At 66.0% G+C, this 26,514-nt stretch carries 26 protein-coding genes; 14 read left to right on the top strand and 12 right to left on the bottom strand.

Annotation, left to right across the window (positions count from 1 at the left end; all coding sequences use genetic code 11):
- Window positions 1-30 precede the first annotated feature (30 nt).
- The gene (locus KYN89_RS10865) at window positions 31-1,092 is read left to right on the top strand and encodes a potassium channel family protein (RefSeq protein WP_222825528.1); all 1,062 of its coding nucleotides are present in this window, start codon (window positions 31-33) and stop codon (window positions 1,090-1,092) included.
- A 15-nt stretch (window positions 1,093-1,107) separates the two neighbouring features.
- Here the strand turns inward: KYN89_RS10865 and KYN89_RS10870 are convergent, their stop codons facing one another.
- Complete coding sequence (locus tag KYN89_RS10870) at window positions 1,108-1,512, bottom strand: DUF1761 domain-containing protein (RefSeq protein ID WP_222825093.1); 405 nt, start codon at window positions 1,510-1,512, stop codon at window positions 1,108-1,110.
- A gap of 72 nt (window positions 1,513-1,584) precedes the next feature.
- Between KYN89_RS10870 and rimO the strand changes: the two genes are divergently transcribed.
- The 3 genes from rimO (at window position 1,585) to KYN89_RS10885 (ending at window position 4,800) form a co-directional block, all read left to right on the top strand.
- Window positions 1,585-2,988: a 30S ribosomal protein S12 methylthiotransferase RimO gene (gene rimO, locus KYN89_RS10875; protein WP_222825094.1), complete on the top strand. Its 1,404-nt coding sequence runs from the start codon at window positions 1,585-1,587 to the stop codon at window positions 2,986-2,988.
- A gap of 46 nt (window positions 2,989-3,034) precedes the next feature.
- Window positions 3,035-3,832, top strand: a complete 798-nt coding sequence (locus KYN89_RS10880; RefSeq protein ID WP_222825095.1) for a transglutaminase-like domain-containing protein — start codon at window positions 3,035-3,037, stop codon at window positions 3,830-3,832.
- A 119-nt stretch (window positions 3,833-3,951) separates the two neighbouring features.
- The gene (locus KYN89_RS10885; protein ID WP_222825096.1) at window positions 3,952-4,800 is read left to right on the top strand and encodes a L,D-transpeptidase family protein; all 849 of its coding nucleotides are present in this window, start codon (window positions 3,952-3,954) and stop codon (window positions 4,798-4,800) included.
- Between the two features lie 11 nt (window positions 4,801-4,811).
- Here KYN89_RS10885 and tilS read toward each other — a convergent pair whose 3' ends face one another.
- The 5 genes from tilS to KYN89_RS10910 all read right to left on the bottom strand — a co-directional run bounded on the left by tilS (window position 4,812) and on the right by KYN89_RS10910 (window position 10,322).
- The gene (gene tilS, locus KYN89_RS10890; protein WP_222825529.1) at window positions 4,812-5,723 is read right to left on the bottom strand and encodes a tRNA lysidine(34) synthetase TilS; all 912 of its coding nucleotides are present in this window, start codon (window positions 5,721-5,723) and stop codon (window positions 4,812-4,814) included.
- A 92-nt stretch (window positions 5,724-5,815) separates the two neighbouring features.
- Window positions 5,816-6,763: a tetratricopeptide repeat protein gene (locus KYN89_RS10895; protein ID WP_222825097.1), complete on the bottom strand. Its 948-nt coding sequence runs from the start codon at window positions 6,761-6,763 to the stop codon at window positions 5,816-5,818.
- 98 nt (window positions 6,764-6,861) lie between these two features.
- Complete coding sequence (locus KYN89_RS10900; RefSeq protein WP_222825098.1) at window positions 6,862-7,707, bottom strand: helix-turn-helix domain-containing protein; 846 nt, start codon at window positions 7,705-7,707, stop codon at window positions 6,862-6,864.
- Window positions 7,708-7,830: 123 nt separating this feature from the next.
- The gene (gene ptsP, locus KYN89_RS10905) at window positions 7,831-10,104 is read right to left on the bottom strand and encodes a phosphoenolpyruvate--protein phosphotransferase (protein WP_222825099.1); all 2,274 of its coding nucleotides are present in this window, start codon (window positions 10,102-10,104) and stop codon (window positions 7,831-7,833) included.
- Window positions 10,105-10,166: 62 nt separating this feature from the next.
- The gene (locus KYN89_RS10910; protein ID WP_064506652.1) at window positions 10,167-10,322 is read right to left on the bottom strand and encodes a DUF465 domain-containing protein; all 156 of its coding nucleotides are present in this window, start codon (window positions 10,320-10,322) and stop codon (window positions 10,167-10,169) included.
- Window positions 10,323-10,550: 228 nt separating this feature from the next.
- Between KYN89_RS10910 and KYN89_RS10915 the strand changes: the two genes are divergently transcribed.
- Both KYN89_RS10915 and KYN89_RS10920 read left to right on the top strand, forming a co-directional pair.
- Entirely contained in the window at window positions 10,551-10,748 is a 198-nt protein-coding gene (locus KYN89_RS10915) for a YdcH family protein (RefSeq protein ID WP_010235310.1), read from the top strand.
- A 147-nt stretch (window positions 10,749-10,895) separates the two neighbouring features.
- On the top strand, window positions 10,896-11,354 hold the full coding sequence (locus tag KYN89_RS10920; RefSeq protein ID WP_010235308.1) for a DUF1465 family protein: 459 nt from the start codon (window positions 10,896-10,898) through the stop codon (window positions 11,352-11,354).
- A gap of 10 nt (window positions 11,355-11,364) precedes the next feature.
- Here KYN89_RS10920 and glpK read toward each other — a convergent pair whose 3' ends face one another.
- Window positions 11,365-12,831 (bottom strand): glycerol kinase GlpK, encoded by a 1,467-nt coding sequence (glpK, locus tag KYN89_RS10925; RefSeq protein ID WP_222825100.1) that lies wholly within the window; start codon window positions 12,829-12,831, stop codon window positions 11,365-11,367.
- A gap of 64 nt (window positions 12,832-12,895) precedes the next feature.
- On the opposite strand from glpK, the gene KYN89_RS10930 reads away from it, so the two are divergent.
- Together KYN89_RS10930 and KYN89_RS10935 are read left to right on the top strand one after the other, a co-directional pair.
- Window positions 12,896-13,768, top strand: a complete 873-nt coding sequence (locus tag KYN89_RS10930; RefSeq protein WP_222825101.1) for an MBL fold metallo-hydrolase — start codon at window positions 12,896-12,898, stop codon at window positions 13,766-13,768.
- 9 nt (window positions 13,769-13,777) lie between these two features.
- A complete protein-coding gene (locus KYN89_RS10935; RefSeq protein ID WP_248285184.1) occupies window positions 13,778-14,521 on the top strand; it encodes a DUF4230 domain-containing protein in 744 nt (247 codons plus the stop codon).
- Window positions 14,522-14,545: 24 nt separating this feature from the next.
- Here the strand turns inward: KYN89_RS10935 and KYN89_RS10940 are convergent, their stop codons facing one another.
- Window positions 14,546-16,534 (bottom strand): BCCT family transporter, encoded by a 1,989-nt coding sequence (locus KYN89_RS10940; RefSeq protein ID WP_222825103.1) that lies wholly within the window; start codon window positions 16,532-16,534, stop codon window positions 14,546-14,548.
- 206 nt (window positions 16,535-16,740) lie between these two features.
- On the opposite strand from KYN89_RS10940, the gene KYN89_RS10945 reads away from it, so the two are divergent.
- Both KYN89_RS10945 and nadA read left to right on the top strand, forming a co-directional pair.
- Window positions 16,741-17,517, top strand: a complete 777-nt coding sequence (locus tag KYN89_RS10945; protein WP_248285185.1) for a hypothetical protein — start codon at window positions 16,741-16,743, stop codon at window positions 17,515-17,517.
- A 99-nt stretch (window positions 17,518-17,616) separates the two neighbouring features.
- Window positions 17,617-18,606 (top strand): quinolinate synthase NadA, encoded by a 990-nt coding sequence (nadA, locus tag KYN89_RS10950; RefSeq protein WP_010235303.1) that lies wholly within the window; start codon window positions 17,617-17,619, stop codon window positions 18,604-18,606.
- 81 nt (window positions 18,607-18,687) lie between these two features.
- Here the strand turns inward: nadA and KYN89_RS10955 are convergent, their stop codons facing one another.
- Window positions 18,688-19,599, bottom strand: a complete 912-nt coding sequence (locus KYN89_RS10955; RefSeq protein ID WP_222825104.1) for a bacteriorhodopsin — start codon at window positions 19,597-19,599, stop codon at window positions 18,688-18,690.
- A 172-nt stretch (window positions 19,600-19,771) separates the two neighbouring features.
- On the opposite strand from KYN89_RS10955, the gene KYN89_RS10960 reads away from it, so the two are divergent.
- Window positions 19,772-21,088 carry a DUF2254 domain-containing protein gene (locus tag KYN89_RS10960; protein ID WP_222825105.1) on the top strand — a complete coding sequence of 439 codons (1,317 nt, stop codon included), beginning with the start codon at window positions 19,772-19,774 and terminating at the stop codon, window positions 21,086-21,088.
- Window positions 21,089-21,092: 4 nt separating this feature from the next.
- Here KYN89_RS10960 and KYN89_RS10965 read toward each other — a convergent pair whose 3' ends face one another.
- Complete coding sequence (locus KYN89_RS10965) at window positions 21,093-21,962, bottom strand: DMT family transporter (RefSeq protein WP_222825106.1); 870 nt, start codon at window positions 21,960-21,962, stop codon at window positions 21,093-21,095.
- 94 nt (window positions 21,963-22,056) lie between these two features.
- Between KYN89_RS10965 and KYN89_RS10970 the strand changes: the two genes are divergently transcribed.
- Window positions 22,057-23,166, top strand: coding sequence for an alkene reductase (locus tag KYN89_RS10970; RefSeq protein WP_222825107.1), 1,110 nt, complete (start codon window positions 22,057-22,059; stop codon window positions 23,164-23,166).
- A 45-nt stretch (window positions 23,167-23,211) separates the two neighbouring features.
- Here KYN89_RS10970 and KYN89_RS10975 read toward each other — a convergent pair whose 3' ends face one another.
- Window positions 23,212-23,475 (bottom strand): hypothetical protein, encoded by a 264-nt coding sequence (locus tag KYN89_RS10975; protein WP_248285186.1) that lies wholly within the window; start codon window positions 23,473-23,475, stop codon window positions 23,212-23,214.
- Window positions 23,472-24,131 (bottom strand): lipoyl(octanoyl) transferase LipB, encoded by a 660-nt coding sequence (gene lipB / locus KYN89_RS10980; protein WP_222825108.1) that lies wholly within the window; start codon window positions 24,129-24,131, stop codon window positions 23,472-23,474. The genes KYN89_RS10975 and lipB overlap by 4 nt, the downstream gene beginning before the upstream one ends.
- A 60-nt stretch (window positions 24,132-24,191) precedes the next feature.
- On the opposite strand from lipB, the gene KYN89_RS10985 reads away from it, so the two are divergent.
- Both KYN89_RS10985 and KYN89_RS10990 read left to right on the top strand, forming a co-directional pair.
- Window positions 24,192-25,016, top strand: a complete 825-nt coding sequence (locus KYN89_RS10985) for a hypothetical protein (RefSeq protein WP_222825109.1) — start codon at window positions 24,192-24,194, stop codon at window positions 25,014-25,016.
- A gap of 58 nt (window positions 25,017-25,074) precedes the next feature.
- Entirely contained in the window at window positions 25,075-26,475 is a 1,401-nt protein-coding gene (locus tag KYN89_RS10990; protein ID WP_222825110.1) for an MFS transporter, read from the top strand.
- Window positions 26,476-26,514: the final 39 nt, after the last annotated feature.

The following is a 26,514-nucleotide window of genomic DNA, read 5'->3' on the forward strand; positions in this document are numbered from 1 at the left end:
AAGGTCGGCACCGGCCCGGGCAGCCGCGACGTGCGCGGGCCGCGTTTCCAGCCGCTGCGACGCGCGGTGAAGGTGCCCGTATGGGGCGACCTGTCAATCCGGCTGGGGCTGGCGCTTGGTCTCATTTTCCTGGTGGTGATGATCCACTGGTGGGATCGCGAGGGGCTGGTCGACAACCTCGATGGCGAGGTCAGCTTCCTCGACGTCGTCTATTTCACGATGATCTCGATCACTACGACCGGCTTCGGCGACATCGCGCCGATCACCGATCGCGCGCGGCTGGTGGAGGCGGTGATCGTGACCCCGGTCCGCTTCGCCGTGCTCTTCATTTTCGTGGGCACCGCCTACAACTTCCTCATTCAGCGCAGCTGGGAGAAATTCCGCATGAACCGCATCCAGGAACAACTCGCGGACCACATCGTGGTGCTGGGCTACGGCGTCTCCGGGTCGGAATCGGTCGCCGAGCTGATCGATCGCGGGGTCGAGCCCCACTGTATCGTCGTGATCGACCCGAGCGAGGAACGCCTCGCCGATGCCGAAGCGCTGGGCTGCAACATCATGGCCGCCGACGCGACCCGGGACGAAACGCTCAAGGCGGTCAAGATCGACCGCGCGCAGAGCGTGCTCGTCTCTGCCGGGCGCGACGACACCTCGATCCTGATCGTGCTGACCGTGCGCGCGCTAGCGCCTGCTGTGCCGATCAGCGTGGTTGTGCGCGCGTCGGACAACGAGAGCCTCGCGCGACAGGCCGGGGCCAACAACGTCATCAACCCGGTCCACTTCACCGGGCTGCTGCTGGCAGGCAGCGTCAAGGGCGCGCATATCGCGGATTATCTCGCCGATCTGGCCTCCGTCGCAGGGCGGGTCCAGCTGGTCGAACGACCGGTCACCGCAGAGGAATGCGGCTGCGCGATATCCGCGCTGAAAACCGGCGGCCGGGGCCTCAGGATCTATCGCAATGGCGAGGCGCTGGGCTTCTGGGAAGACGAGTGCCAGAACCTGCAGGCGGGCGACATCGTGGTCGAGATCGTGCCGACTATCGAGGGTGAGAAACGCGGCGACGGGCACAACGGCGAAGCCCGCCCGCAATAGCGTGACGCAGCGTGGTCAGCGCAGCACCACGAACACCGCGCCCATCGCCGCCATCGCGGTGACGAAGAATCCCGCGTCGATCGCGAACACCCGCCACGGGGCATTTAGGTAGAGGTAACGAATACCCACCGCGGGCACCATCAGCATCAGGCCGTACCCGACCGAGATCATCATCATCGCGCGCACCGACGGGCTCGACATTGCGAACTGGTGCGCCAGCGTCAGCGAAATCAACAACGCAAAGGCGAAGGTCAGCCCGAACACCAGCCACAGCGGCCGGTCACCGCTGAAACCCTCGTCCTCGCCGCGCCCGATCGCGCGCTTCCAGATCTTCCCGAACAGCACGCCGTACCAGACCATTCCTACGAAGAAGAACGCGGCTGCGCCAAGGACGATAGTCAGCAGGTCCATCTGGCCCATTTGCAGCCTCCATTGGTGTTCGACGCGCCACCTAGCGCAAAGCGTCACTTGGGTGTAGAGGCGCGCGCAATCATGGCAACAACCACCACCTCGATCCCCGACCCCAAGAAGGTCGGCATGGTCAGCCTCGGCTGCCCCAAGGCGCTCGTGGATAGCGAGCGTATTCTCACCCGTCTGCGGGCCGATGGCTACGCGATGAGCGCCGATTATGCGGGCGCGGACATCGTGCTGGTCAACACCTGCGGCTTCCTCGATTCCGCCAAGGAAGAGAGCCTGCAGGCGATCGGCGAGGCGATTGCCGAGAATGGCCGCGTGATCGTGACCGGCTGCATGGGCGAGGAAGCCGAGGCAATCCGCGCCGCGCATCCGCAGGTCTTGGCGGTGACGGGCGCGCATCAGTATGAACAGGTGGTCGAGGCCGTGCACGAACACGCGCCGCCGAGCCAGGGGCCCTATGTCGACCTGATCCCCCAGCCCGATCTGGCGGATATCAAGCTGACCCCGCGCCACTACAGCTACCTCAAGATTTCCGAGGGCTGCAATCACTCCTGCGCCTTCTGCATCATCCCCGACCTGCGCGGAAAACTCGCCAGCCGGCGGATCGATGCGGTGCTGCGCGAGGCGGAAAAGCTGGTCGCGGCGGGCACCAAGGAACTGCTGGTCATCAGCCAGGACACCTCGGCCTATGGCGTCGATACCCGGCACGAGGCGCGCGAGTGGAAGGGGCACGAAGACTCCGAAAAAAGACTCGTCCGCGCGCACATGACCGATCTGGCGCGCGAACTCGGCCAGTTGCGGACCGATCAGGGCGCCCCGCCGTGGGTGCGGCTGCACTATGTGTACCCCTACCCCCACGTCGATCAGGTCATCCCGCTGATGGCCGAAGGGCTGCTGACGCCCTATCTCGACATCCCGTTCCAGCATGCCGCGCCGTCTGTCCTCAAGCGCATGAAGCGCCCCGCGAACGAGGCGAAGGTGCTCGAACGCCTGAAGGGCTGGCGCGAAATCTGCCCCGACATCGCCGTGCGCTCCAGCTTCGTGGTCGGCTTCCCCGGCGAGACGGAAGAAGACTTCGAGTACCTGCTCGAATGGCTGGAAGAGGCACAGCTGGATCGCGTTGGCGCGTTCCGGTTTGAGCCGGTGGAAGGCGCGGCGGCCAATGCCCTGCCCGATCCGGTGCCCGAAGCGGTCAAGGAAGAACGCTACGCCCGGATCATGGAAGCGACCGCGCGGATCAGCGCGGCCAAGCTGCAGGCCAAGATCGGCCGCACGCTGCCCGTGATCATCGACGAGGTCGGCGAGCCTGACGAAGACGGCGATATCGGCGCAACCGGCCGCTCTCAGGCCGACGCGCCCGAGATCGACGGTAACGTGTTCCTGCGCAATGTCTCCGCCAGCCTCGCCCCCGGCGATATCGTGGAAGTGCAGGTCGAGGACGCGGACGAGCACGATCTGTTCGGCGTCCCGAACGAATAAGGACGATCCCGTCCGGCACTTTACGCGGGCGGGGCGTTGATCGGGTATGGCCATTTCCATCCGATCGAGCTTCGCCTTCACCACGCAGGCCCCCACCGACGCGCTGATGCAGTTCGCGGTCGCCGATATTCCGGAGCAGCATCTGCTGAGCTGCCGGACCGATCTGACCGACGCGGACAGCTGCACCCGGATCCCGGCACAGGAGGATATCGGCGAGCGGGTGTGGGCCCGCGCCGATGGCCGGTTCGAGGTTCGCCACGAAGCTGAGGTGGAGATCCGCCGCCAGATCGCCGCGCTCGACCAGCTCGAACAGCTGCGCCCGAGCGAGATGCCCGCCGCCCCGGTCAAATACCTGTTCGATTCCCGCTATTGCCCCGCCGACAAGTTCCAGAGCTTTGTCGAAGACCAGTTCGGGAGGACTTCGGGCGGAGCGCGGGTCGAGGCGATCCGCAGCTGGGTGGCGGACAAATTCACCTATACTCCGGGCAGTTCGGATGCGTCGACCACCGCGCTCGACAGCTTCGTCGAACGGCGCGGAATCTGCCGCGACTATGCGCACATGGTCGTCACGCTGGCCCGTGCGAGCGTGATCCCCGCGCGGTTCGTCGCCTGTTACGCGCCCGACGTGACGCCGCCCGATTTCCACGCGGTGGCCGAGGTGTTCCTGAAAGACCCGGGCAGCGATGCAGGCGGGACCTGGCAGCTGGTCGATGCGACGGGCATGGGGACGGCGGAAGACATCGTGAAGATCGGCGTCGGCCGCGATGCCGCCGATGTCAGCTTCCTGACCACCTTCGGGATGGTCGAACTGTGCGAAAAGACAGTCGAGGTAAGCCGCAGCTAGCGGGCGGCGGCGAGATTTTCCGCAGCGCGTTAACTTTTGTCCGCTATAGAGTCCCTCGCCGATACGCGGTGGCGCAACCCGCTGGGATTTGCCGCGCGCGCGATGCAGGAAAGACCACTATGACCAAGGCACTTCTCTGGATCGGCGGAGCAACGCTCGCAACCGTGCTGCTGTTCGGCGGCGCGGCGATCGGCACGCGCATGATGTATGCCGATACAGCCGCGAACACCGCGGCTATCGCGCCGAATATCGAGGACGCGATTCCCGTCGATCCCTCCAAGTTCGACGAGGACGGGAACGCGCTTAGTGACAGCGAGCCGTTCGATCCCGAAAGCGTAACCGATGCGAGCCTGAGCGACGAAGCCGTCGCAGGCGACGGAACGGATGATGACGCCGGGCTCGACGCCGAGGACCATGATGGAGAGGTGATCTACGACGCGCGCAGCGGTGCGAGCGGTGCAAGCCGCAGCGTCGCCCGCTCAGCCCCGTCGCGGGCCTCGCGCTCCGAACCTATGGTGGTCAAGCGCGTGCTGCCGATCAAGGGCCCGATCAAGTACGGCGAATGGCATTGGGATACCAAGGGCGTGCCCGCAGGCCCGATCGTGATCACGGTCGATCTGGACGCCCGGGTCATCTCGGTCTTCCGCGGCGGTTACGAGATCGGCGCGGCGGCAGTGCTGGTCGGCACGCAGGAGCACCCCACGCCGCTCGGCGTCTTCCCGATCCGCTACAAGATGCGCGATAATGTGTCCGAGAAGTACAACAACGCGCCGATGCCCTATTCGATGTTCCTGACCAATGACGGCGTTGCGCTGCACGGGTCGCAGGTCGAAAACGGCTATGCCAGCCACGGCTGCATCGGCCTGCCCAATGAATTCGCGGCCAAGGTGTTCGCGGTGGCCAAGAAGGGCGACAAGGTCGTCATCACCCGGGGCGAGACACTCAAGATGGGCGAGCCGATCCTTTAATACGCAGCGGCTTACGCCCTGCGCGGGGGCTCTTTTTCGAATTTGACGCTGTCGCTGGTCGTGTTGGGGCTGGTTTTCACCCATTCCCGCTTGGCGAGCACACCGCCGAGAGACGCATTTTCCCGGGTGCGCAGCCGGTCCACCATGCGGGCGATCTCGGACCTGCGCACCTCGGTCCCGCCAAGCCGCTCGAGAATCCGCTCGACCACCCCGATTTCCACCAGTCGGGGATACCCCATACAGAAATAGCAGGCGCCATCGCGCCAGATCAGCCGGTTCGCGATACTCGACACATAGTCCTCGACCGCGTTCTCTGCCTCGGCGAGATGACGCGCGGACCGCGCCATCGCCAGCGGATCGAGCCAGTCGGCTTCGGCGATCGCCTTGCGCATGCGGGCACGGTCGAACGCATCGTCGGAATTGGAAGGGTCGTCGACCGCCTCGATCCCCGCCGCGCGCACCACCGCCGCTAGCTCCTCGCGCCGCCAGCCGAGCAGCGGCCGCACCAGCACCATTTCCGCGATGATACCCTCGGGAAAGAAGACCGACCAGGGCCGCACCCCTGCAAGCCCCGCCAGCCCGCTCCCCCGGTTGAGGCGCATCAGCAGGGTTTCAGCCTGGTCGTCGGCATGATGCGCGGTGGCGAAGACCGACGCGCCGACCTGCTCGAAATGGCAACCGAGCGCCTCGTAGCGCGCGGCGCGCGCGTTGGCCTGCAGATTGCCGGGGGCGACATCCACCCGCAGCGTAGCATGCGGAATTCCCAACCTCTCGCAGACGCGGGCGACGAACGCCGCTTCGTCCGCGCTTTCGGGGCGCAGGCCGTGATCGACCGTCGCCGCCCTCACCCGCCCCGGCATCGCCGCGTGGGCGAGCAACAGCAGCGCAAGACTGTCCGGTCCGCCGGACACGGCGATCCCCAGCGGGACATCGGCAAGCTCGGGATCGTCGGGCCAGACCTGCGCGAGGTCGGCCCGGAACCGCTCGATCAGCGCAGGGTCGGGCGGCCTGCCTGTCAGGAGCAGCTCACCTTGCGACGGCTGGCCTGGTACTGATCGCTCAACCGCCCGGTCGCGAGCGCGGGGTAGGTTTCGCTGAACTCGGCCAGTGCGATGCAGGCGCGGTTGGTATCGCCCAGTTCGATCATCGACTCGGCGAGATAGAGCAGGCTGTCGGGCGCACGTGCCGCGTCGTTATCGGCCTGGTAGTTCTTCAGGAACCACGGAGCCGCCTCGCGCGCCTGCCCATTGTCGAGGAATGCGCGGCCCAGCAGGTTGCGACCATAGGTGGTCCGCCAGTGGTCCGGATATTTCTCGACGAAGGCGGCGAGCGCCTGCTGCGCCTCGGGATAGAAGCCCGCTTCCCACAGGCGGAAGCCGTAGGAATAGTCGTCGTCGCCCGCATCGTCGGTCTGCGGCTTCGCGATCGCGCGGACCGCTGCCAGTCGCTCGGCGCTCGGCCCGGTGGCCGCAGCAGACGTCGGCGTCGGCGTGGTTGCAGCCGGCCTGGTGGTCGTGGCCGCGGTGCCCGTGTTCGACGCGCCAGCATTCCCGGAAGGCAGCAGCGCGGCGGGCGCGCCACCGGTGGCGGTCGCGTTTTCGAGCACGGCGAGCCGCTGTTCGATCCCCGTTTGCGTGTTGGTCGTGACCTCCACCTGACGGGTGAGCGACTGGATCGACGCCTCGAGCGCGTCGAGCCGCGCGAGGATGTCGGTCACCGCGGTGGTCTGGGTGCTGGCATTGGGGCCGCTGTTCGCCGGGCCGGAAATCTCGGGTTCGAAATAGCGGCCATCACCGCCTGGGAAGACCCGCCGCTGGAGCGCGCGGATCTCCGCCTCGAGTTTGCGGATGCGCGAGGAATCGTTGTCCTGCGCCATGGCGGGCACGCCGCTCGTCAACAACAGCCCTGCCAGCGCGCCGTAGATCGCGAGCCGTTTCCTTGCGGGTGCTTTGGCCAAAATCATCGAATCCCTCTCTGTGTCCATCGGGCGATGGTGCGCGGCACGGCACGAACCGGGCCTGAACCACCGCCCCCCATTTTTCCCACCGGTTGCGCCAACGCTCAGCGCTGCGCGTCCCCGCCGCCATTCGAAGCGGCATCGCCCTCGGTCTCGCCTCGCGCGAGCAGCGCTTGCGCACTCACAGGCACGTCGCTGATAACTACGTCGCCTTCGCCAAGCACGGGCACGCTCTGACCGCCGACGGTGATCGCAAGCGCATAGGGCGCGCCAGTGCGGATCTGCGGATCCTCCGCAGTCTCGGGGATCGTGTAGCGCTCCCCTTCACTCATCACCTTTTCCAGCAGGACATTCGATTCAACGCCGTCGTAGAAGCGCACCCACACATCCTGCGTGGCGGTGAATACCACCGGTCCACTTGCAATTGCGCGCTGGCTAGCGCGCTCGGTCGCAGCGGCGCGCGCGTCCTCCTCGGTCAGAGTGCGTTGTTCTTCTGCGGCGAGCAGTGAATCCGCCTCGGATTCCGGGGCGAAGAAACTGCGCGAAAAGGCGAAAACGCCGATCAGCAGCACGATCCCGGCGATGATCGATGCGATCACCAGCCCGCGCGAAGGAAGCCGCGTGGGGTCCTCCGTCTGCATCGTGCCGTCGCGCAGCCGCTCCGCCGGGTCTTCGATCCCCAGCTGCTCGCGCACGTCGTTGACGATTTCCTCGTCGTTCAGCCCGACCGCCTTGGCGTAGCTGCGCGAAAAACCGATCGCGTAGGTCCGTCCCGGAAGGACGGCGAAATCGCCATCCTCGATCGTTTCCAGATGCCGTTTGGGAATACGGGTGGCGGACGCGACGTCCTGCACGCTCATTCCCTTGGCCTCGCGCGCGGCACGCAGCCGCTCACCCGGAGCGGTCGGCTCCGAATTGTCTATTTCAAAAGTGGCTTCGTCTTCTGCCATATCCCATCCTTGGCGCGCCCCAGCTGCCCCCGGTTGCCACGCGCCCGGTCTAGCGGCCTTCGTGCGCGAAGCCAACGCCCGGATGGCATGATTTCCGGGCCTTTTCTCGCAAGCGAGACACGGTCAGTCGGTTTCGATCCCGCGCTCCTGCGCCCACTGCGTGATTGCCGCGCGGGTATCGGCGGGCGGCTGGGCGATCAGCTGGGCCATGAAAGCCCCGATTTCGGCGAGGTCGATCTGGCGGATCAGTTCCTTGATCGGGCCGACGGAGACCGGCGTGATCGACAGGCGGCGATAGCCCAGCCCCAGCAGCGCGAGCGCCTCCAGCCGGCGGCCGCCCATCTCGCCGCACAGGCCCAGTGTCACCTGGTGCCCGGTGGTCGCATCGACGATCCGCTTGAGAAAGCGCAGGATCGACGGGCTCAGCCAGTCGTAGCGCGCTGCAAGCTTGGGGTTCGCGCGATCGGCGGCGAACAGGAACTGGGTCAGGTCGTTGGTCCCGACGGAGAGGAACGAGACCTTGGGCACCAGCATGTCGAGCACTTCGACCAGCGAAGGCACCTCGATCATCGCGCCGTACTGGATCTCCTCGGGCGGCCTGATCCGCTTGTGCTTGCGAAGAAACTCGCGCTGTTCCTCGAACACCTTGCGCGCCGCATCGAACTCCCACGGTTCCGAGACCATCGGGAACATCACCCTGAGCGTGCGCCCGCCGGACGCTTCGATCAGCGCACGCGCCTGCGCCTTGAACAGGCCTTCACGTTCCAGCGCGAGCCGCAGCGCGCGCCAGCCCATCGCCGGGTTCTCGTCCTGCAGACCGCTGTCGCTCGACACATAGGGGACCGCCTTGTCGCCCCCGATATCGACGGTGCGGAAGACCACCGGCTTGTCGCCCGCGGCGTCGAGCACATCCTTGTAGAAGCGCGCCTGCTTCTCCCGCCCCGGAAGAGTGGCCGCGACGAGGAACTGGAACTCGGTGCGAAACAGCCCGATCCCGTCCGCGCCGACCAGCGACAGCGTGGTAAGATCATCGCGCAGGCCGGCATTCATCATCACCTGAATGCGGGTGCCACAGCGGGTAAACGGCTCGACATCGCGCAGCTCGGCATAGGCGGCGCGGCGTTCCTTGGACTTTGCGAAACGCGCCTCGAACGCCTCGACGATGGAGGGCTGCGCGCGGACGTGGGCAATCCCCGCGTCCGCATCCAGCAGCACGTGGTCGCCCTCGCCGATCATGCCGCGAAGGCCGCGCACGCGGCCCAGCACAGGGATGCCCATCGCCCGGGCGACGATCACCACATGCGAGGTCAGCGAACCCTCTTCCAGGATCACGCCCTTGAGCCGTCGCCGGTCGTATTCGAGCAGTTCGGCAGGCCCCAGGTTGCGGGCGATCAGGATGGTATCGTTCTTGAGGCCGGTGGTCGCAGCCGTGCCCATCTGGCCCGCGACGATGCGCAGCAGGCGGTTCGACAGATCCTCCAGATCGTGCATCCGGTCCGCGAGCAGCGGATCGTCGATCTCGCGCATCCGCATCCGGGTGCGTTGCTGCACGCGCTCGATCGCGGCCTCGGCGGTAAGGCCTGCGTCGATCGCTTCGTTGATCCGGCGGCTCCACCCTTCGTCATAGGCAAAGGCCTTGTAGGCAGCGAGCACCTCGTCGGTCTCTCCGCCTGCGCCGAATTCGGCCTGCTGGCCCATCTGGTCGATCTGTTCGCGCATCCGCTCGAACGCGCGATAGACCCGCTGGCGCTCGAACTCGGTATCCTCGGCAACGACCTTGTCGATCGTGATGCGCGGCTGGTGATAGACGGCGGTGCCGCTCGCCAGTCCCTTGACGAGCGCCAGCCCGGAAAGCTGCGCCGGGCCGCTGCGTTCGGGCGCGGCCTCATCTACCGAGCGTTCGTCGATCAGCTCGGCATTCACGATCAGCTCGCTCAGCACCATCGCGGTGGTCTGCAGCGCCTCGATCTCGACATCCTCGTACCGGCGCGGATCGACGTGCTGGACGTTGAGCGCACCCACCGCCCGCTCGCGATAGACGATCGGCACGCCTGCAAAGCTGGAGAATTTCTCCTCGCCCGTTTCGGGGCGGTACTGGAAGTCGGGATGCGCCTTGGCCTGCGCGAGGTTGAGCGTCTCGCCATTGGCGACCAGCGTGCCGGTCAGCCCCTCGCCCACCGTCATCCGGGTGACGTGGACCGCCGACTGGTTGAGCCCGCGGGTGGCAAACAGTTCGAGCATGCCCGAGCGCAGGAGGTAGATCGAGCAGACCTCGCTATCGAGCGCCTCGCCCACCAGTTCCACCGTGCGGTCGAGTTTTTCCTGCGCAGACAGGCGCGTCGCCATCAACGCATGGAGGCCGGTGAGGATCTGTCGCGCCGCGGCTGTCGCTTTCATATGCAAGCGACTAGCCTATTGCGGCGCGCAGGGGAAATGGTTGACCGTTTTTTAGATCGCGGTCAGCTGCCACCCATCTCCTGTTTGAGTTGCAGCTTCTGTTTCTTGAGGGTTCGGATCGTCGCATCATCGGGCGCGGCCTTGCGCATTTCCTCGGCAATCGCCTCGTCGAGCGTGGCATGCTTGGTCTTGAGGGCGGTGATGTGCGAAGCGTTCATATGCCTCTTCTCCTTGGTCATCGAAGCTGCTCGCCGGGGGACGAGCATCCGCGAATGGCGGGGAAAAAGGCCCTTGCGATCGCTTGGGCCTGCCCGCCATCGCCATCGGATAAAACCACACAATCGCATTCCTGCGAAGGGGTGTTATGAGGCAATGCGATTAAACCGGCGTTGCGTGCGTCGGATCGCCGTTTGGCAACCACCTGTCGACCATGAGGAACGTCTCGCGTGACCGAAGCGGAATTGCGCAAACGGCTCGAACAGCTGCGGATCGAGCATCGCGACCTCGACGCGGCGATTGCTGCGCTGTCGGCAATGGAATCGCCCGATCAGTTGCAGATCGCCCGGCTCAAGAAGCGCAAACTGCAACTGCGCGACCGGATGGCGGCGATCGAGGACGAGCTTATCCCCGACATCATCGCCTGAGCGCTTGCTCGCGGCGCACGCCTGTTCGCACGGGCGCGCAAGATTCCTGCGGGAGATATGCACATCTACGTCGCACCCGCCCCTTCGCGGGACAGGCCGGTGCGGGCCACTTATCGCAGCAGCCCGAACGGCTTAGGCGACGCCCTCATGCAGCACACGGTCGATATCACCGCTCTGATCATCGAGGAACTCTACTGCGAGGCCAATGTGCTCGCCGATGAGGTGCGTACGGCCTTCGTTCCCGCCGCGACCGAGCTGATGCCGATCGACCTGCCGCTGCGGCGCGCACTCGAATGCGAGGGGCTCAAGGCAACCACCCGGATCATGCATGTGCTTGCCTGGCTGCTCAATCACCGCGCCTTCCTCGCCGGGCAGATGAGCGACCTGCAATGGGAACGGCACACCCAGCTGCCGCCCGACCGTGCGCCGAGCGCGGAACTGATGGACATGCTCGACCTGTCGACCAGAGCGCTGGTCGCCCAGACGCAGCGTCTGCATGCCCGGGTCGCGCGGATCGATGCGGAATATCGCATGGCGCGCAGCAATAGCCAGCCCTCCTGCGGCCAGTTGCACGAGCGGCTGGAGCGTCAGTTCGCGCAAGGCTAGCCGCGCACCCTCAGGCGTTCGCGAGCGCCTGCGCCCAGCGTTCCAGCCGTTCTTTGCGCACCCCCTCGCCCATCTCCGGCTCGAACCGGTCGATCGGGCCGCGCATCGCCTCGACCGCACCCTGAAGATCGGCGAACCAGCCGGCCCCGGTCGCTGCCGCCACCGCCGCGCCCAGTGCCGTGGTCTCGACGAACCGCGGCCGCTCGACCGCGATGTTCAGGATGTCCGCAATATCCTGCGCCAGCCAGTCGTTCGCGCTCATCCCCCCGTCGATCCGCAGGCTTTCCCAGCGCGCGCCGTCGGCAGCGAAGGCGGTCGCCAGATCGTAAGTCTGGCACGACATGGATTCGAGCGCGGCGCGCACGATATGCGCCTTGCCGGTGGAGAAGCTGAGGCCCGCGATCAGCCCGCGCGCCTCGGCCCGCCAGTGCGGCGCGCCCAGCCCCGCAAGCGCGGGCACGATCACCACCTCGCCCGAATTCTCCACCGATCGGGCCAGCACCTCGGTTTCCTGCGCACTGTCGATAAGCCCGAGTGAATCGCGCAGCCACTGGATCAGGCTGCCCGCGACGAATACCGATCCCTCGATCGCATAGGTGCGCTGGCCGTCGTTCTGCGTGAGCACGGTCGAGAGCAGGCGATGCTCGGAATGCGGAATCTGGGTCCCGTGATTGGCGAGGATGAAAGCGCCCGTGCCGTAGGTCGCCTTGGTCTGGCCTTCGGACAGGCAGCCTTGGCCGATCGTCGCCGCCTGCTGATCGCCGACCAGCCCGCAGATCGGGATCGCGCGGCCGAACAGTTCGGGATCGGTGCGGGCGATCTCGCCATGCGTGTCGACCACCTGCGGCAGCGCCTCGTGCGGCACGCCGAACAGGTCGCACAGATCGGACGAGAAGCCCGCCTCACCCAGCGGCAGCAGCAGCGTGCGGCTGGCATTGCTCGCATCGCTGACATGTGCCCCGCCCGATAGCTTCGCGACCAGCCAGCTCTCGACCGTGCCGAAGGCAAGCCGCCCGGCCTCCTGCGCCTGCGCGACCGCATCCACGTTATCGAGCATCCAGCGCATCTTGGTGGCGGAGAAATAGGGGTCGAGCAGCAGGCCCGTCTCCTTGTGGACCGCCTCTTCGCGGCCCTCGTCGCGAAGCCGCCGGCAAACATCCGCAGTGCGCCGGTCCTGCCACACGATCGCGCGGGCGAGCGGCTTCAGAGTCTCGCGGTCCCACGCCACCACCGTCTCGCGCTGGTTGGTAATCCCGATCGCGGCGATGCTTTCGGGCGGGCGGTTGCCGAGCACGCGGCGCGCGCAATTGAGGCTCGCCTGCCAGATTTCCTGCGCATCGTGCTCGACCCGGCCGGGCTGCGGAAAGTGCTGCGTGATCTCAGCCTGCGCAGTGCCTGCGACCGCGCCGTCGCGCCCGAACAGGATCGCGCGGGTCGAGGTGGTTCCGGCGTCGATCACCAGGATATGTTCGCTCAAGGCTGACCTCTCTCGATTATCTGCGGCGTGACATGCGCCAGCGCGGTGCCCATATGCAATGGCGATGGTTCAGATTCCGCCCCGCCCATGGCCCACCGGCACGCCCGAAAAGCCCGAGCCGCTGGTCACCCGCGTGCTCGCGCCCAATCCCTCGCCCTACACCTTCACCGGGACCCAGACCTATCTGGTCGGCGAGGGTGCGGATCGAGCGGTGATCGACCCCGGCCCTGACGAGGCAGAGCATCTCGACGCGATCCTCGCCGCAGCGGGCGACGCGCGCATTTCCGCAATCCTGTGCACCCACACCCACCGCGACCATTCTCCCGGCGCTGCCCCGCTGGCCGAGCGCACAGGCGCTCCGGTAATGGGCTGCGCAAAGCTGGTGATCGCGGATAACGGCCCGCGCCTCGACGAGTCGTTCGACACCACTTACGAGCCCGAACGGGTGCTATCCGACGGTGAGGCTGTGTCGGGCGAAGGCTGGACGCTGCGCGCGATCCACACCCCCGGCCACACCTCCAACCACCTGTGTTTCGCGCTGGAGGAAAGCGGCGCGCTGTTCACCGGCGACCATGTGATGGGCTGGTCGACCAGCGTGATCGTGCCACCCGATGGCGACATGGGGGATTACCTCGAAAGCCTCGACAAGCTCTACAGCCGCGAGGATCGGGTCTATTACCCCGCCCACGGTGCGCCGGTCGAAAAGCCCCGGCAACTGGTCCGCTCGATGCTCGGGCATCGCCGTCAGCGGGAGCGCCAGATCCTCAAGGTGCTGGCCGATGGCCCGCGCAGTCTGCCTGAGTTCATCCCGATCATGTACAAAGGGCTCGACCCGCGGCTGGAGAAAGCGGCGCAGATGTCGGTTCACGCCCACCTCATCCATCTGGAACGCCGCGCCATGGTTAACCGTTCTGGAGAGCGATGGACCGCGCTTTAGTGGAGACGAATGCCTGTGAGTGACGATCAGACCGAGACCGCCGTCGAGCATGAAGCGCCCGTGAAGGACGCAAAACCGGTCAAGAAAGCGCGCCCGCCGTTTCTGCCATGGTTTCTGGTGATCCTGCTGCTCGCCGCGATCGCATGGATCGGCTGGCGTACCTACGGCCCCAACCGGATGGGCGACCCGATCGGCACCACGCTGGTCTCGTTCGAGAAGCAGAACCGGCTGGTGGTGTTCACCGCCGAATTCGCGCCGGTTGTCGCGAGCAAGGACAGCCGCTTTTTCGGGGCGCTGCAAAGCCGCCAGATCGCGGTGATTCCCGCGCGGGTCGACTATTCGGTCGACCTGTCCAAGATGGATCGCTCGCGCCTGTCATGGAACGCCGAGACGCAGACCATGGACGTGCGGCTGCCCGCGCTCGAGCTGAGCAAGCCCAATCTGGATGAAGCGCGCGCGAAGTACATGCGCGAGGGGCTATGGATCACCCGCGATGCGGAAGACGACCTGAGCCGCAACAACACCCAGATCGCGGAGCGCGAGGCGCTCGACAGCGCGCGCAGTCCCGCGCTGATGGAACTGGCGCGCGCGTCTGCGCGGGCAGCGGTGCAGCAGAACATCGCCGTGCCGCTCGCCGCAGCAGGTTATCGCGGGATCACGGTGGAGGTCAGCTTCGACGGCGATACGCCCAGAAAGCCGGGTTCGCCCGCCAAGGCGGCGACCAAGGCTGCCGAAAAGACCTCCACCCGCTGACCGCTAACTGCCAGCGCGCGGCGATCAGGCCAGCCGCCGCGCGTGGCGGAAATGCTCGTAGCGGTTGAGCAGGTCGCCGATCAGCTGTTCGGTGGTGTACCCCGTCACATCGAGCGGATGGCCGCCTTCCGAACTGCGCGCCATGGCCCGGAAATGGTGCTTGTTCTCGTCACCCGGGCGATGCGCTTCGGCCCAGGCGAAGCTCGGCGGGCGGAAGGAGCGCGCACGCACTTCGTAGCTGAACGTGCCGTGTTCGCCATGCGGGACCGATAGCAGCACGTCGCCGCCATCGCGGGTGAGTTCGGGCGCCAGACTACGGCGGCGCATTTCCGCCGCCACGTCTTCCAGCGCAGGCAAGGCCTTCTGTTCGAGGAATTCGGCAACCTGCTCCTTGCGGAATGAACCGGTGATGGTCGACAGGCGCTTCTTCCAGCTGATGTCGGGGTCGAGCGGCTGACTGGGCAGCATCCCGTAATCGGGCACGCCGCCTGCCTGCTCCATCGCCAGCGCCTTGAGCAGGCCGTAACAGATGAAGATCATCACCACCGCAAAGGGCAGCGCGCTCGCGATGGCCGCCGTCTGCAACGCCTGCAGCCCGCCCGCGACCAGCAGAACCGCCGCGACCGCACCCGCGCAAATCGCCCAGAACACGCGCTGCCAGACCGGCGGCGCCTCTGCCGCGCCATTGGTGATCGTATCGATCACCAGCGCGCCCGAATCCGCCGAAGTGACGAAGAAGGTCACGATCAGCAGCGTCGCGGCCACGGACGTGATCGACGACAGCGGCAGCTCGGCCAGCGTGGCGAACAGCGCGGTGGGCAGGTTGTCCTGAACCACCTGGGCGAGCGGCGCGACGCCTGCCATGTCCAGCGCAATCGCGGTGTTGCCGAACGCGGTCATCCAGAGGAAGGTGAACAGCACCGGCACCACCAGCACACCGAGCACGAACTGGCGGATCGTGCGCCCGCGCGAAATGCGCGCGATGAACATGCCGACGAAGGGCGACCACGCGATCCACCAGCCCCAGTAGAACAGCGTCCAGTTGGCCAGCCAGTCGTTCGGCTCGTAGGCGTAGAGGCGGAAAGTCCGCTCCACCACCTGGCCAAGGTACGCACCGGTATTCTGGACGAAGGCCTGCAGCAGGAAGATCGTCGAGCCGGTCACCAGCACGAAGCCGAGCAGGATCACCGCAAGCAGGATGTTGAATTCGGACAGGCGCTTCACGCCCTTGTCGAGCCCGAGATAGACCGACAGCGTCGCCAGCAGGGTGATCCCGGCAATCAGCGCGATCTGGATGCCAGCCGATTGCGGGACGCCGGCAATATAGGCGAGCCCGGCATTGACCTGCAGCACGCCCAGCCCCAGCGAAGTCGCAACGCCGAACATGGTGCCCAGCACCGCGAAGATGTCGATCGCGTGGCCGATCGGGCCGTGAATGCGCGAACCAAGCAGCGGATAGAGCGCGGAGCGCGGGGTCAGCGGCAGGCCGCGTCGGAACGCGAAATAGGCCAGCGCCAGCCCGACCACCGCATAGATCGCCCAGGCGTGCACGCCCCAGTGGAAGAAGGTCAGCACCATCGCCTGCCGCGCGGAATCGACGCTGAGCGGGTCGCCGCGCGGCGGCTCTGCATAATGCAGCATGGGCTCGGCCACGCCGAAGAACACGAGGCCAATCCCCATGCCGGCGCTGAACAGCATCGCGAACCACGACAGGTGGCTGTATTCCGGCTCGCTCCAGTCCGGGCCCAGCTTGATGTCGCCGTATTTGCTGACCGTGAGGAACACGATGAAGATCAGGAAACCGGCCACGGTGAGGATGTAGAACCAGCCGAAATCGGCCACGATCAGCGCCTGCAGGCGATCGAATACCTGCCCTGCCGTCTCCGAAAAAAGCGCCCCGAACAGCGCAAAGGCGACGATCAGGATCGCCGACCCGAAGAACACCGGGCGATTGGCGACCAGGCGCAGCTTGGAAGGATCGTCGGCGGCTTCTTGCAATACGGGATCGGTCATGACGGTGCGCTCTCGCATCCCCACGCCCCCGGGGCAAGGCGGAGGGGCGAAGAATACGGCTTCGCCCGAGGCCGGGACCACCGGATCTGCGGTACCGAGGCCTTCCATCAACCGCCTGAACCACCCGACGAGCGGCATTGACCTCTTCGTACAAGCGGAAGTATTTCTCCCCGACGGTCGCCCCTGTTATTCGGGATCATTTCCTTATGACAACTCTGGCTGCACCTCCGGCCCAAGAGCGCTGGAACAATTCTCGCTTTTTCATGGTCATGGCGCTGGTCATGGCGACCGTGATCATCGCGGGCTTCTCCCTCAACCTCGCGATGGGTCGTTCGACCTTCGCCGCTCCTTTGGCAGTCCATGTACATGCAGGCATATTCATGGGCTGGCTCGCGCTCTATCTCGCACAGCACGTGACCGCCGCGAGCAGGAACTGGCCGCTGCACCGCTCGCTCGGCAAGCTGGCCTATTTCTGGATTCCAGCGATGATCGCGGCGGGCTCCACGGTCATGATCCTTGTCGCCCGGCGAAATGGCGGACCGTTCTTCTTCGCGTTGAACGAATTCCTGATCAGCAATATCGCGATGCTGCTGTGCTTCGGCGGCCTCGCCTACTGGGCGCTGTGGCAGCAGCGTTACAAGGGCTGGCACCGAAGGTTGATGCTCGTGGCAATGGCAGTGCTGACCGGGCCCGGGCTCGGGCGACTGCTGCCCATGCCGCTGATGATCCCCAACGCGTGGACCATCACGATCGCGCTCACCTTCCTTTTCCCGGTGATCGGAATGTTCGCAGACTGGCGGCGCGATGGACGCATTCATCCAGCCTATCTTTGGGGCACGGGGATCTATGCGAGCGTCTTCATCCTCTCGTTGCTGCTCGCCTACTCGCCGCTCGGCTACGCGCTCACCGATATGGTGGTTGCAGGTACGCCGGGGGCAGAGCGCCCGATGGAGGCCTATATTCCGCCCGGCTTCGCGATGTAGCCTCGCCCCGGGATGCGCTTTTGCGAGGAACACACTCGCGCGCGGGCCCGTTCGTCCTATATGCGTCACCCAACACGAACGACCGGGGCCCACTAGACCATGAACGACCAGACCCGCCCGCCGACCGGCGACGACCTGCTTGCCGAGATCGAGCGCCTGCGCAAGGAACGCAACGCGGTGATCCTGGCGCATTACTATCAGCGGCCCGAAATTCAGGATCTGGCCGATTTCGTCGGCGATTCGCTCCAGCTCAGCCAGATGGCAGCGGAGACCGATGCGGACGTGATCGCCTTTTGCGGGGTCAAGTTCATGGCCGACACGGCCAAGATCCTCAGCCCCGAAAAGATCGTCGTCCTGCCCGACATGGACGCGGGCTGCAGCCTTGAAGACAGCTGCCCGCCGGAAAAGTTCAAGGCCTTCCGCGAGGCGCATCCCGATCATATCGCGCTGACCTACATCAACTGCTCGACCGAGGTGAAAGCCCTGTCGGACGTGATCGTGACCAGCTCTTCGGCCGAAACGATCCTCCAGCAGATCCCCGAAGACCAGCCGATCATCTTCGGGCCGGACCGGCACCTTGGCGGCTATCTCAACCGCAAGTTCAATCGCGACATGCTGCTGTGGCCGGGCGTGTGCATCGTGCACGAGGCCTTCAGCGAGACCGAACTGCTCAAGCTGAAAGCCCAGCACCCCGGCGCACCGATCGCAGCGCATCCCGAGTGCCCGGCGGCGATCGTCGAGCATGCGGATTATGTCGGCTCGACCAGCGGCATCCTGCAATTCGCCGAGACATTCGAGGGCGACAAGCTGATCGTCGCGACCGAGCCGCACATCATCCACCAGATGGAAAAGGCGCTGCCGGAGAAAACCTTCATCGGTGCGCCGGGTGCAGACGGCAACTGCAACTGCAATATCTGCCCCTACATGGCGCTCAACACGCTGGAAAAGCTCTACACCGCGCTGCGCGACCTCGAGCCGCGGATCGAGATCGAGGAAGGACTGCGCCTTCAGGCCAAGCAGAGCCTCGACAAGATGCTGGAAATGGCCAGCGGCACGATCGGCAAGGGCGATCTCGACACGATCGACTGACGCCGCCAGCCGAACATCGGAGACACGAAAAAGGGCCGGGGAGATCCACTTCCCCGGCCCTTCTTATGTGACGTGCTGCTGTCAGGGAGCGCGTCGTAATCCGGGCCCGCCAGTATTGGGCTTGTCCGGCGCGGAGGAGAGCGCTTCGGCGGCGGGCATGTAGCCCTCGAAAGCGCTGCGCCGCAGGACGAAGCGGGCGAGAATGATTCCGTAGATCAGCTTGGAGGCAATATCGGCGAGCGAATAGATCGCCTGACGCGCAACCACCAGATCACCCGTCGCACCCAGCTGCGGCAGGGCATAGGCAAGCGGATAGAGGCCCCAGGTGGCGAGGAAGAACCACCACAGGTTGTTGGGCCAGGATTTCAGGATATCGGGCGTGGTCGCCAGCCCCGCGATCAGCGTCTGGCGTACTTCCAGGATCAGCCACAGGAAGAAGATCGACGAAATCACACCCCACAGGTTGAGATGCGAGAAATCGCCAACCGCGCCGAACTGGCCGTACAGCCCGGTCCAGATCATCAGTACGCCGGGCACCGCCATGCGCAGCGCGCGCCGATGCACCTCCGCCTGGCGAAGCCCCATCGCGATCGCCAGCTGGGCCAGCAGGATCGGCACGGTAATCGTCCAGTTGCCGTAGCGATAGGCGTTGGAGAAGCTGTCGTTCTGCGCCAGCGGGCGATACAGGCCGTCGACGTAGGCGTAGCTTTCCTTCCACAGGCCGAATTCCTGCAGCAGGGTCAGCCCCGCGCTCGCCATCACCACCGCCGAGAGAATCGGCACCAGCCTGTAACGCGGTGCGAGGTTCTGCACGCTCATAAGGAAGAACAGGATGAACGCGAAGAACGCCGCGTAACTAACCATAAGGATTAACGAACCCAGATGGTACTGCTGGCTGGTCAGGGTGACGAGGTTCTCTATGGCCGAGATCGCTGCGTCGGCCTGAGCAATCTGCGGCTCTGCAACAGTGGGATCGGCGATCGGGGCAGCCATGTGTGTCCTTTCAGAGGGCGGGAAATCCGGCCCCGCCATGCCCGCGTCCAATCGCAGGAAGCCTGCCGCAGCGCAATTCTGGTAAGGATAATCTGCGCGCTCCCGTTTCGCGGCGAGACACACGCGGGCAAAGTCCCTAACTTTGCCACGGAACCGGAGCAAAATACCCCAGATGATCGCCAGACTGCAAAAATTATGGAGCGATATCAACGCCAGCTACTGGTTCTTCCCGGGGCTGTTCGCGACCTCGACCCTGCTCCTGGCGATGCTGACGGTGGAGCTTGACCGGCGTGGCCTGACCGAGTGGGTCGATCATCTCAACTGGTTGCCCCCCGCCCGGCCCCAAGGGGCCAGCAACATGCTGACCGTGATCGCCAGTTCGATGATCGGCGTGGCGTCCACCGTCTTCTCGATCACGATCGCGGCGGTCGCCTATGCCAGCGGCAATTACGGCCCCCGGCTGCTGACCAACTTCATGGAAGATCGCGGCAATCAGCTGAGCCTGGCGACCTTCATCGGCACCTTTGTCTACGCGATCACCGTGCTGCTGTCGGTACGGATGCCGGATGAATCGGGCGTTCTGACCTCGCAAGGCGACGGGTTCGTGCCTCAGCTATCGCTGCTGATCGCCTACGTGCTGATGGCGGTGTCGGTCATGGTGCTGGTCTATTTCCTCAACCACGTGCCCTCCTCGATCAGGATCAATGCGGTGCTGGAAGGGATCGGCCGCCGCCTGCTGAACGCGATTCGCGACAATTTCGACGAACCGATGAAGGCGCGCGTGGAAGGCGAGGTGCGCGAGGGCACGCCTGTATTTGCCTCGCGCACAGGCTACATCCAGGTGATCAACTGGAACGAGCTGCTCAAGGTCGCGCGCAAGAGCGGGTCGGAACTGCAAATGGCGGTGCGGACGGGCGATTTCTGCCACCCCTCGGTCGCCATCGGCTACTGGTCCGAAAAGCCGGACGATGCCTGCGACGAGCAGGTGCGCGAGTGCATCGCGCTGGGCGATGCGCGGACCCCGGCGCAGGATCTGCATTTCATGATCGACGAGCTGGTCGAGATCGGGCTGCGCGCGCTGTCGCCCGGCATCAACGACCCTTTCACGGCTATCTCCGCGCTGCACTGGATCGGCGCGGCCACCGCCGAACTGGGCAAGCGCGATCTGAACTGGTCGGTGGGCGAACCCGACGACGACGGGCGACGCCCGCTGCGGCCGATGGCGGACGATTTCAGCCACTATCTCGGGCGCGGCTTCGGCACGATCCGGTCTGCTGCGGCAACCAGCCCGCCGGCGGCGACGGTCATGTTCGATTCTCTCGAAAGCGCCGCTGTGACGATCACCGATCCGGTGCGCCACAAGAACATCCGCGACGAGGCGGACCAGCTGATGCGCCAGGCAAAAGCGTCCCTCACCGGTCCGGATCTGGAGCAGGTGGAGGCCCGCTTCGCGCTGTTCCGCAAGCGTCTGGAGGACCACCCCAGATAGGGTGTCAGCCGACCCGCGCCCGCGCGACCGCCAGCGCCGCGCCAACCATCGCCATGCCGACCAGATCGAGCAGGCCAAGCGTTTCGCCGAACGCCAGATAGCCGGAGAGTACCGCCACCGCAGGCTGCGTCAGCAGCGCCAGGCCGATGATCATCGGCGGGAAGGCGCGCAGAGCGAAGACCAGCAGGCCCTGCCCGGCAACCTGGCTCAGCAGCGCGAGCACGATCAGCGGAGTCCAGTCGTGCGGCCACACCGGCTCGCCGCGCAGCAGCGCCACCGCCAGCAGCACCGGCGCGGCGATGCAGCACACACGCACCAGCAGGCTCCACCCGCCCAGCCCTTTTCGCGCATCCTGCAGGCACAGCAGGTAGATCGCGTAGAGCATCCCCGCGGTGATGCAGAACAGGTCGCCTATCAGCGTATCCGCGCTGATCTGTGCGCTGCGCCCCAGCAGGATCGCCGCGCCGCCCAGCGCCAGTACGATCGCCGCCCACTCCGCCCGCGCGGGCATGGTCCGGGCGATCACGATGCCCCAGAACAGCAGCACGATGCTGCCCGCATTGCCGAACAGCGTCGCATTGCCCAGCCGGGTATGTTCGATCCCGATGTGCCAGCTGGCCAGATCGAGCGCGAAGGCGATCGCCCCCAGCGCGACCAGCCATGCGGTGCGGCGCGGCACGCCCAGCACCGGCTGACGCGCACTGCGCGCGATCAGCCAGATGATCGGCAAGGCCAGCACCAGCCGCCAGAACCCCGCCGACACCGGCCCGCTGTCCGCCAGCCGCACCGACCATGGCCCAAGCGCGAGCGCGACATTGCCCGCGATCAGCGCGGCCCAGTGCAGCGCGCGCGGGTTTTGGCTTGCCCCCTGCAAAGGCGTTCTTTCATGTGCGTTGCTTGCCGTGGCCATGGAGCGCCCCTAACTCCGCCCGACGCCCACGGGTCAACCAAATAAGGAGAACACCTCCATGCACGACGCCCTGTTCCAGCCGATCCGCCTCGGTGCGATCACCGCGCCCAACCGGATTTTGATGGCACCGCTGACGCGCGGCCGCGCGACCCCGCCGAACTTCGTGCCCAATGCGATGATGGAAACCTATTACCGCCAGCGCGCGGGCGCCGGGCTGATCATCAGCGAGGCGACCGGGATCAGCGTAGAAGGGCTCGGCTGGCCGAACGCGCCGGGCATCTGGAGCGACGAGCAGGTCGAGGGCTGGAAGCCGATCACCGACGGCGTGCACGAGGATGGCGGGCGGATCGTCCTGCAGCTGTGGCACATGGGGCGGATTGTTCACCCCGATTTCCTTGGCGGAAATCCGCCGGTATCCGCCAGCGCGACCACCGCGCCGGGCCACGCGCACACCCCCACGGGCCGCAAGCACCACGTGCAGGCCCGCGCGCTCAGCGTCGATGAGATCAAGCGCGTCGTCGAGGATTATCGCAAGGCGGCCGAGAACGCGAAGGCGGCCGGTTTCGACGGGGTGCAGCTGCACGGCGCGAATGGCTACCTGATCGACCAGTTCCTGCGTCGCAGCACCAATTTGCGCGAGGACGAATATGGCGGCTCGGCGGAAAACCGCGCGCGCTTGCTGGGAGAAGCGCTCGACGCGCTGATCGACGTATGGGGCGCGGACCGGGTGGGCCTGCGCCTGTCGCCCAATGGCGAGACACAAGGCGCGGACGATCCCGATCCGGCGGAAACATTCGGCGCGGCAGCCAAGGTGGCGGAAGATCACAAGATCGCCTTCCTCGAACTGCGCCAGCCGGGCCCCAACGGCACCTTCGGCGCGACCGACGTGCCCAAGCAGGATGCGTACATCCGGGGCATCTACACCGGCCCGCTGGTGCTCAACAGCGATTACACGCCGGAAGAGGCAGCCAGCGATGTGGAGAGCGGGCGTGCCGACGCGATCAGTTTCGGCCGACCGTTCATCTCCAACCCGGATCTGCCCACGCGGATCGCCAAGGGCGCGCATCTGGCAGAAAACGTCAACGTGCCGCAGAGCTGGTACCTGCCCGGCGAAGCGGGCTACATCGACTATCCGACGCTGGAACAGGAAGCGGCGGCGAGCGCCTGACCCGGCGCGCCGCGAGCAGGCGCAATGATCTGCGAGCGGGCGGCGCTATTCGGCGTCGTCCGCTCCATCCTGCGAGGCATCGCCATCCTCGCTGGCATCCGCGCCGTCTTCACCATCGTCGCCGCCGCGCTTGGGCGACTGCGACTGGACCATCGCGATCGGCAGCATAGAGTCGGTGATCGAGCCGCCCAGCACTTCGCCCTGTGGCCCGGTCTCCTCGGCATCGTTCGACTCGGCGGCATCCTTGCTATCCCCGCACGAGGCGAGCAGCAGCGCGCTTGCACAAATGGCGAAAATCCTGCGGGTCATGACGCGTCCTGTTGTTCGAGCGCGGCGAGAAACGCCGGCGCGTGAGCCTTTAATGCCTCATCCCACGCCTGGGGTGCAAGCCCGATCCCCAGATCGGCGAGGCTCGTCACGCCGAACTCGTCGATCCCGCAGGGGACGATTCCGGTGAAGTGCGACAGGTCGGGCGACAGGTTGACCGCAAAGCCGTGCATCGTCACCCAGCGGCGCACGCGCACGCCGATCGCCCCGATCTTCGCCTCGCGCCCGTCAGGCGCCTTGGTCCAGATGCCGACCCGTTCGGGCACCGTCCAGCACTCCACCCCGAGGCCGCCCAGCGTGGCCACCACCCAGTCTTCCAGCGAATGGACGAAGCGCCGCACATCCTTGCCGCGCTTGCGCAGGTCGAGGAGGGTGTAGGTCACCCGCTGACCCGGCCCGTGATAGGTGTAGCGCCCGCCACGACCTGCCTCGACCACTTCGAACCGCGGATCGAGCAGCTCGCTCGCCACGGCGCTGGTGCCAGCGGTGTAGACGGGGGGATGCTCCAGCTGCCAGATCAGCTCGCGCGCCTCGCCCCGCTCGATCGCGGCGTTGCGCGCCTCCATCTGGTCCAGCGCTTCGCGGTAGGGCACCTGCTGCGCGGCGACGTGCCATTCGATCTGTTCTAGTCCGGCCATTTTCGTTTGCGTGGCCCATGACCCGCCGCTTATCAAGAGCGCCACACAAGGGGGTTGCCAATGAAACTCGACATGAATCGCGCGTGGACCGAAGCGCTCAGCCTGATCCAGGCCAATATCGGCGTGGTCGCGACCGTCGCGGGCGTGTTCTTCTTCCTGCCCTATCTCGCCTTCGCGTTGCTGATGCCGGAAACGGCCAACTTCGCGATAGAGCCCAACTCGGACGATCCGACCGCTGCGTTCGACCAGGTCATGGCGTTCTACGGCGAGATCTGGTGGGTCATGCTGCTGCTGGTGGTGGCACAGACGGTCGGCACGCTCGCGCTGCTGGCACTGCTGCGGGCGGACAACCGCCCGACCGTGGGCCAGGCCATCGCAGTCGGCGCGATCGGCTTCCTCACCTCCATCGCGGCGACGATCCTCTTCTATGTCGGCTTCGGTATTGCCGGCGGCGTGGTGATGGGGATTGCCATTGCGACCAAGATCACCGCGCTGGCGGTGATTTTGGGCATCGTGCTGTTCGTGGTCCTGATCTACGTGGCGGTCAAATTCTCGCTGCTCGCCCCGGTCATCGCGATCGACAAGGTCTACAACCCCTTCACCGCGCTGCTGCGGTCGTGGCGGCTGACGAAGGGCAATTCGGTGCGGCTTTTCGCCTTCTACGCCCTCCTGCTGATCGCCCTCGTGGTCGTCAGCGGCGTGATCGGCATGATCGTGATGCTGGTCTTCGGCCTGATGGGGGAGGAAGTCATGCTGGTCGGTTCGGGGCTGATCAATTCGGCGGTCAATGCGGTTGTCATCGTGCTGATGCTGGGCGTCCTCGCCGCAGTTCACCGCCAGCTCGCCGGGCCGAGCGCGCAAAGCGTGGGCGAAACCTTCGAATAGGGTTTATGGGGGAGCGCCGATTGCCACCTGCGCGCGCGCGGCCTAGCGTCGCCCCGTAATGGCCGACAATCCCCCCTCCGCTTCCGAGAATTCCCTTCTGAGCCCACCGGCTCCGCCAGACCATCAGGGCATCCCGCGCGGGCGGATGGCGCTGCTGTTCACCGTCGTGCTGGTCTCGGCGGCGGGCAACACGGCGATGCAATCGGTCATGCCCTCGATCGGCACCGCGCTGGGAGTTGCCGACGTATGGATCAGTCTGGCCTATAGTTGGTCCGCACTGCTGTGGGTGATCTTCGCCCCCTATTGGGCGAGCCGATCCGACCGACGCGGCCGCAAGGCGATGATGGCACTGGGCTTGGCAGGCTTCGTCGCCTCGATGGGCCTGTGCGGCGCGGTGCTGTGGATCGGCCTCGCCGGATGGCTGACCCCGCTGCTGACCCTGCTGCTGTTCGCGCTGTGCCGTTCGCTCTACGGCCTGCTGGGTTCCGCCGCGCCGCCCGCGGTGCAGGCCTATGTCGCCAGCCGCACCCCCCGCGCCGAGCGCACGCAGGCGCTGTCGCTCATTTCGTCGAGCTTTGGGCTGGGCACGGTAATCGGCCCCGCTCTTGCCCCTTTGCTTATCTTCCCGCTGGTTGGGCTGACCGGCCCATTCTTCTCCTTCGCAGTAATCGGGATCGTCGCGATGGTCGCGCTGCGGCTGCGCCTGCCCAACGACGAGCCGCGCTTTGCCGCGCGCGGGCTGGCCTTCGATGCGCCCTATGGCGGCAGTGGCGCAGGCCGCCATGCGACCGACAAGCCGTCGGACGAGGACGCGGATACGCCCGCCGGGCAGGACACGTCCCTGCCTGCCGAAGCACCCGCTCTGAAATGGGCCGACAAGCGCATTCGCCCGTGGCTGCTGGCGGGGCTGCTGGGCGGCCACGCGCAGGCGATGATGCTGGGTATCGCAGGCTTTCTGGTGCTCGACCGGCTGGGCCTGCGCGACGATCCGCTGGCCGGTGCCGGGCCGGTCAGCATCGTGCTGATGATCGGCGCGGTGGCGACCCTGCTCGCGCAATGGGGGCTGATCCCCATTCTGCATCTGGGCCCGCGCGTCTCGACCCTGGCGGGCATGGCGCTGAGCGTGGTCGGCGCGGCGATCTTCGGCACGGCAGGCGACCTTCACGGCATCGCGCTGGGCTTTGCCGTCGCCGCGCTCGGCTTCGGCCTGTTCCGGCCCGGTTTCACCTCGGGCATGTCGCTTGCTGTGAGCAGGCCGGAGCAGGGTCAGGTTTCGGGCAAGGTCGCGAGCGTCAACGGCGCGAGCTACATCTACGCGCCCGCGCTGGGCGTGTGGCTATATGGCCATAGCGACTGGATCGGTTTCGCCGCGATCATCGGCTTTTGCGTGGCGGTGATGGTGATCGGCTGGACCCGGCTCGACAGTGACGAGGCGCTGATGGCACGCGCGGACGACTAGGCCGCTCCGCACGCGCCGGGGCTAGCCAAGCCCCTTCAG

Source organism: Alteriqipengyuania abyssalis (genome assembly GCF_019857185.1).
Lineage (GTDB): Bacteria > Pseudomonadota > Alphaproteobacteria > Sphingomonadales > Sphingomonadaceae > Alteriqipengyuania > Alteriqipengyuania abyssalis.